Source organism: Methanosarcinales archaeon (assembly GCA_014859725.1).
Taxonomy (GTDB): Archaea; Halobacteriota; Methanosarcinia; order Methanosarcinales; family Methanocomedenaceae; genus Kmv04.
On sequence record JACUTQ010000155.1, the window covers coordinates 1 to 5221 of the forward strand.

Annotated in this window: 7 protein-coding genes; 1 reads left to right on the top strand and 6 read right to left on the bottom strand. The window is 36.9% G+C overall.

Features of this window, described 5'->3' with window-relative positions:
* Positions 1–926, top strand: a 926-nt coding sequence (locus IBX40_10805; protein ID MBE0524806.1) for an IS4 family transposase, incomplete at its 5' end; no start/stop codon positions are given.
* Here the strand turns inward: IBX40_10805 and IBX40_10810 are convergent.
* The 6 genes from IBX40_10810 to IBX40_10835 form a co-directional block, all read right to left on the bottom strand.
* The gene (locus IBX40_10810; protein MBE0524807.1) at positions 904–1236 is read right to left on the bottom strand and encodes a hypothetical protein; all 333 of its coding nucleotides are present in this window, start codon (positions 1234–1236) and stop codon (positions 904–906) included. The genes IBX40_10805 and IBX40_10810 overlap by 23 nt on opposite strands.
* Before the next feature lie 327 nt (positions 1237–1563).
* Complete coding sequence (locus IBX40_10815) at positions 1564–1746, bottom strand: hypothetical protein (protein MBE0524808.1); 183 nt, start codon at positions 1744–1746, stop codon at positions 1564–1566.
* A gap of 677 nt (positions 1747–2423) precedes the next feature.
* Positions 2424–2747 carry a hypothetical protein gene (locus IBX40_10820; protein ID MBE0524809.1) on the bottom strand — a complete coding sequence of 108 codons (324 nt, stop codon included), beginning with the start codon at positions 2745–2747 and terminating at the stop codon, positions 2424–2426.
* Between the two features lie 525 nt (positions 2748–3272).
* Entirely contained in the window at positions 3273–3734 is a 462-nt protein-coding gene (locus IBX40_10825; protein MBE0524810.1) for a DUF3368 domain-containing protein, read from the bottom strand.
* On the bottom strand, positions 3718–4017 hold the full coding sequence (locus IBX40_10830; protein ID MBE0524811.1) for a UPF0175 family protein: 300 nt from the start codon (positions 4015–4017) through the stop codon (positions 3718–3720). Before IBX40_10830 ends, IBX40_10825 begins: the two co-directional genes overlap by 17 nt.
* Before the next feature lie 174 nt (positions 4018–4191).
* Positions 4192–4392 (bottom strand): DUF433 domain-containing protein, encoded by a 201-nt coding sequence (locus IBX40_10835; protein ID MBE0524812.1) that lies wholly within the window; start codon positions 4390–4392, stop codon positions 4192–4194.
* Positions 4393–5221: the final 829 nt, after the last annotated feature.

Consider the following 5221-nt stretch of genomic DNA (forward strand, 5'->3'; position numbering starts at 1 on the left):
CGATAATCAGGTTGCATAAAGCTCTTGCAAAGAAATGGCCAGCTGCTCGATCCAGAACAGTAGCCTCCGGCGTTAAAGTAAGTGCACTGGTAAGTGCAATAGCAGACGGTCCGAAACGTATCGGTATTTATGCAGAAAGTACCAATGAACTTAAGACTCTGCGAATAGGACCGTGGATAAAGGACAGAATTCTTCTTATCGATCTTGGTTTTTATAAACATCAGCTTTTTGTAAGGATCAAAGAAAATGGTGGTCATTTCGTATCCCGATTGAAAGGGAATGCTGATCCTCTTATTATAGATGTATACAACACATGCCGTGGAAATAGTATAGATGTTATAGGAAAGCATCTCAGCGAAGTTCTACCAAAACTCAAGAGGCAGGTACTTGATGTCGAAGTAGAGGTCTCATTTAAAAGGCGCATCTATAACGGTAAGAAACGAAAAGATATAGAAAAGATCCGATTGGTAGCGATTTTTAATGAGGATGAAGAAAAGTATCATGTTTATCTTACTGATATATCTCCAGATGTTTTAGGACCTGAAGATATTGCGAAACTATATGGTGCGAGATGGGATATTGAATTGGTTTTTAAAGAACTGAAAAGCCGATATGCTCTGGATGTTGTTAATACCACAAACTCTCAAATTGTTGAGGTATATATCTGGATAGCGATTCTTACCCTTTTTATAAGCAGAAGAATATATTCAATTGTTCGAAAGCATAGTACAAAAGAAAAAATGGTTCGCTACACGCAATTAAGATGGAGTACGATCTTTGCTGAAAATGCTAGTGATCAACTTACTCTTATACTTCGCTTTTGTGGAATTGAAAGAACTTTTGAGACTGTTATGGGTGTTTACGAGAGTCAGGCACTTGATCCGCATGTGAACAGATATAGGTTCAGGGAGGAATGGTGGGCTTAACCGATGACGCATGAAACAGAATTACTTTCCAGAACCATCTCCACTTTTCAGGAAAACTGAACATGGACTTTTCTATATCTTCATTATATCCGTGTAAAGCTTCCTTTATCTTACTAACATCATCGGGGTCATCAACTTCGATTATGAAACTTCCCTGGTATCCACATTCTCTGCAAATGTACATCTGGCCCGTATGTATTGCTGGAAATATATGGCCGCTGCTGATGCCAGCGTATTCGGTTTTCCCACCGCAGACCGGACAAATCTGAAACCCCAGCGTGGGTTTTATTTTAGGGATGTTTATTTTCATAACTTTTGTAACTATTCAGCCCTGCAAATCATGGCTACTGATACCGAAATGATATTTGGTAGCTTTATGTAAAGAATTTATAGCTAATGTCTTCCGATATCGATTTAGAAATTCCCAAGATATCAAAGAAGTAAAGCGTGGTGGCTATTGATAGCGTTTTATAGGCTGAATAGTTACCAATATTATTTATTTAACGAACAATGGGTTTTAATAAAAACGTTGCTGGTTAAAATAGAAATATCCATTTTAACCACCTTTGTTTCATTTACATTCGTATCTATGTCATCCAACACACTTTTAATGCCTTAAGTGTGTGTTCTTTTCAGATTAATATCTCTTGGGTTTATGTTTTTGGTAGCATTCCTGGCAGTACACAGGTCTGTCACCACTGGGCACAAAAGGAACTTCAGTTTCTTCATTACAATCTGCACAAGTTGCTTTATGCATCTCTCGTGGACCGCTTGGTCTGAAACCGCCTCTTCCGCCGCCGCCTCTTCTATCGTCATTCATATTTTAATCTCCTATATTATTTCTTGAAGTCTAAGCAAGGCCACGAGTACGTGTCATTTCAATTTATTCAATTGATTCCTCACCATGATTCCCAATTAACCTAAAATAAATCCAAATAGATGAGAAATCCCACTCTATATGTAATAAAAATAAGCTAACTGTTATTATACAAGTATTTTATTTATACTTAAACTCTTGTTCATCGTCAGTATAAAATTCTAATTTCCTGCAAACGGTTGATAATCACAAGATATACTGCGCCTGCCTGGTTGATTTCGATAATCAAGGCAGAGCGTCACAGATATACTGAACTGATCTATTTATAGTTCTGGCACCGGTGAGGGAGTGGAACTGGTGGGATTATGGCAATGATATTGGATATCGTGCACAAAGACGCACGGTAATTGACCCGATGTACATTGAGGATGCTGACGTGATGGGGTTTAATCAATAAAAAATATGTTGTACCCGCTCAAATGGTTATTTTCTTTTCATAGTCCATTAAGATAACGTAGTTAAATTTCTAATGTATTTTTAAGGTATGAATTGATAGCATCAAAATTGGAAATATGAATAATTATGAGAGAATAACTCTCCCATCCCGAGTAGCTGCTTGCCAAAGAAGAATTTTAGCCAAAGATTGTACAAAACCAATTTCTAGCTACAAATTATGATTTCTATTTTTCGTTAGGTTTTTCTTCTTCGTCTGTTTTCTCAATTTGTTGATCTAACTCGGCAATGGTGTTAATACCTGGGCTTAATTCTACCAATCGTTCTTTTTGTTCGCTTGTTAACTCATCCATCTCTTCCAATGCCTGTTTTTCTTTGAGTTCTTCTGATTGATGGGTTTCCATTTCCGCTTGCATTTCTTGCTTTTTTTCAATGGCATTTTCTGCTATTTTTAAACCTACTACACTATTATTACATTTTTTACAAAGTTCTGCATAATTGAGATATCTTCTTTTTCCGCAAATTTTACATATATTAAATGATTTAACCATATTTTATCGCCTTTTATTTTTTTCGTAAATTTTGTTTATACATGATTCGTGCGAATACACAAATACCCATCGTCTGCAAGTCAACGACCCCTGATATCTCTACGCTCAAATCCAGAGCTTGGGGAGGTGCTCGGGAGCGGAGCAACAGATGCTCTGATGGGATTATGGCAATGCGCGCACAAAGATGCACAATAATTGACCCAATGTATATTGAGGATGCTTGACGTGCTGAATGTCTCAAGAAAAATAATGGGTGGCCCGGAGGGTGTGCATTTAGCGAAATAATATTTGGCCATAGATCCTGCCTTGACTGGCAACACCGGACCAACACCGGCTCCAATTTTTTCTACGGCAGCCCCTCAATCCGAGGTATTTTAGGGATGTTCGTGTTTAGTATATCTAAAAGTAACTGGATTTATCATATGCAAATCAGGCGCATATGTCCGATAATTTGATGGCCACCCACAGTTTGCAATTACCGTATGCCTTTTTTTTGATATTTTTTCCGTGAAGCCTAATAAATAATCAATCTTTCAACATCTTTTTATAAAGGTCTGTACTCATCCAGAATCCATGTTTTTGAATTTTATCCAGTACATTTTTCATATTTTCAATACGACCTTTTTGATACAGTACCTTTAGCAATCCGAGAGTCCCAATGACCTCAATTCCGTAGGCTGTGGCTGCTCTTCTTCCGGCCAGGTCGTCCAGTAAAATCAGGTCGGCATTCTGTTTAATGGCAAGTGCTATTGCTTCTGATTCTCCTGCGTCCAATGTAGATGAAAAAATGATTGATTCGTGATCTTCAACTTCCACTACTTTGATCCAATCAGCATGTTTAACTTCGTTTGAACCTTTCAAGTCATTTTTAATGACTTCTTCATATACTGCTTTAGGTATCGAAATATCGTCAAAATCAGCTAATGTATCCAGCATACCTATTGCAGAGAAAAATATCAAAGGTGATGAATTACTGACTATCTTCATCCAATAAACCAAACCTTTTTGCAGTCTTAATATCTTCTTCCAGATCTGTAACACCGTAATTTAATGGTATGTTAGAGTCTTTCAAGATGCCCAACATCTCGACCAGATTCATATCAAGCAGTTCTGCCATCTTACCAAGTGAAATTTTGCCTTCTCTATAAAGTTCCAGCAGGAAATTCTTTTTCACAAAGTATTCTACACGATCCTTTCCTATACCTTGTGAATATAATATGTCACTTGGTAGATGTATTTCAGTTGTGATCATTTTCAGGTCTGCATCCATATTCATTATAATTTGTTTGATGTTGTTATAAACATTTGCGCCTTTTAATATGATAATACTAAAAGTTGGTATTGTTTTAAGAATTGTTGTTAAAGGAAGAGAAGAACCATATATTATAATAATAATGTTTTATGATAGAAGATTGAGGAATCAAAAATGAGAATTAAAGTTGATTTAGAAAGCGATGCACTTTACTTTAGAATTAGCGAGGATGCAATTGAAGAAAGTGAGGAAATTAATGACGGTTTCAGAAGCACCAAGCGCTAATAATCCCAGGATAAACTGCACTGTAAGTCTTGTTCCCCTGATCACCGGTTTTCCTGTCATGACACCAGGGTCAAGAATGATGCGTTCAAGCAATTTTTCACCTTTCATATTTTCTCACCTTCTTAATTATGTTCTCTTCTGTAACATAAAGACTAGTGATTACCTTGTATATTTTACTGGAATTCCTCAATGTTATCGAATTCCAGGTTAAGTTTCGACAACTTCTGAGAAGATCATGCGGACTTTTTTTTATAGTTTTATCCGTACCCAACTTTCGCTCCATAATTGTTATTCTGGTTCAAGCTATTCAAAGGATGCACGAGAGTATCATTGCAGTCAACGACCCCTGATATCACTACACTCAAATCCAGAACTGGGCTCGGTAAGCGGAGCACCTGATGCTCTGGTGGGATTATGGCAATGCGCGCACAAAGACGCACGGTAATTGACCCGATGTACATTGAAGATGCTGACGGAGGATGAAGGTCTTAAGAATAATTATGGGTGGCCCGGTGGGTACACAAATAGTTAAACATTATCAGAATAAATTTGGCAATTCGGAAGTATATCTTTTGATCGGGAAACTTGATGTCCAAATAGGTTTTGTTATAGCAACAGAATTTATTTTTCATGAAATATTGAACATGAATTTGTATGAAATTTAATTTTAGCTTCAACTGGCTCGGCATTATCAACTGTAATAAGAACTTCACCTTCATCAATTTCATTTAAATTTCTACAATCAAATGGATCTGTTGGCCACCCTTCTTCAGTAGGTGCAACAATGTTCGGTAATTTCCTTGTATCTTCACTAGTAAAACCCTTTCCTTTTTCATGATAAGCACAAAAGTCAAGTCTTTCCTCATCTTTTGCATTAATTGTTATCCAATCCTAGTTTTTCATCTAAATCCCTTAATTTTTTTGGCACTTCTGTGAC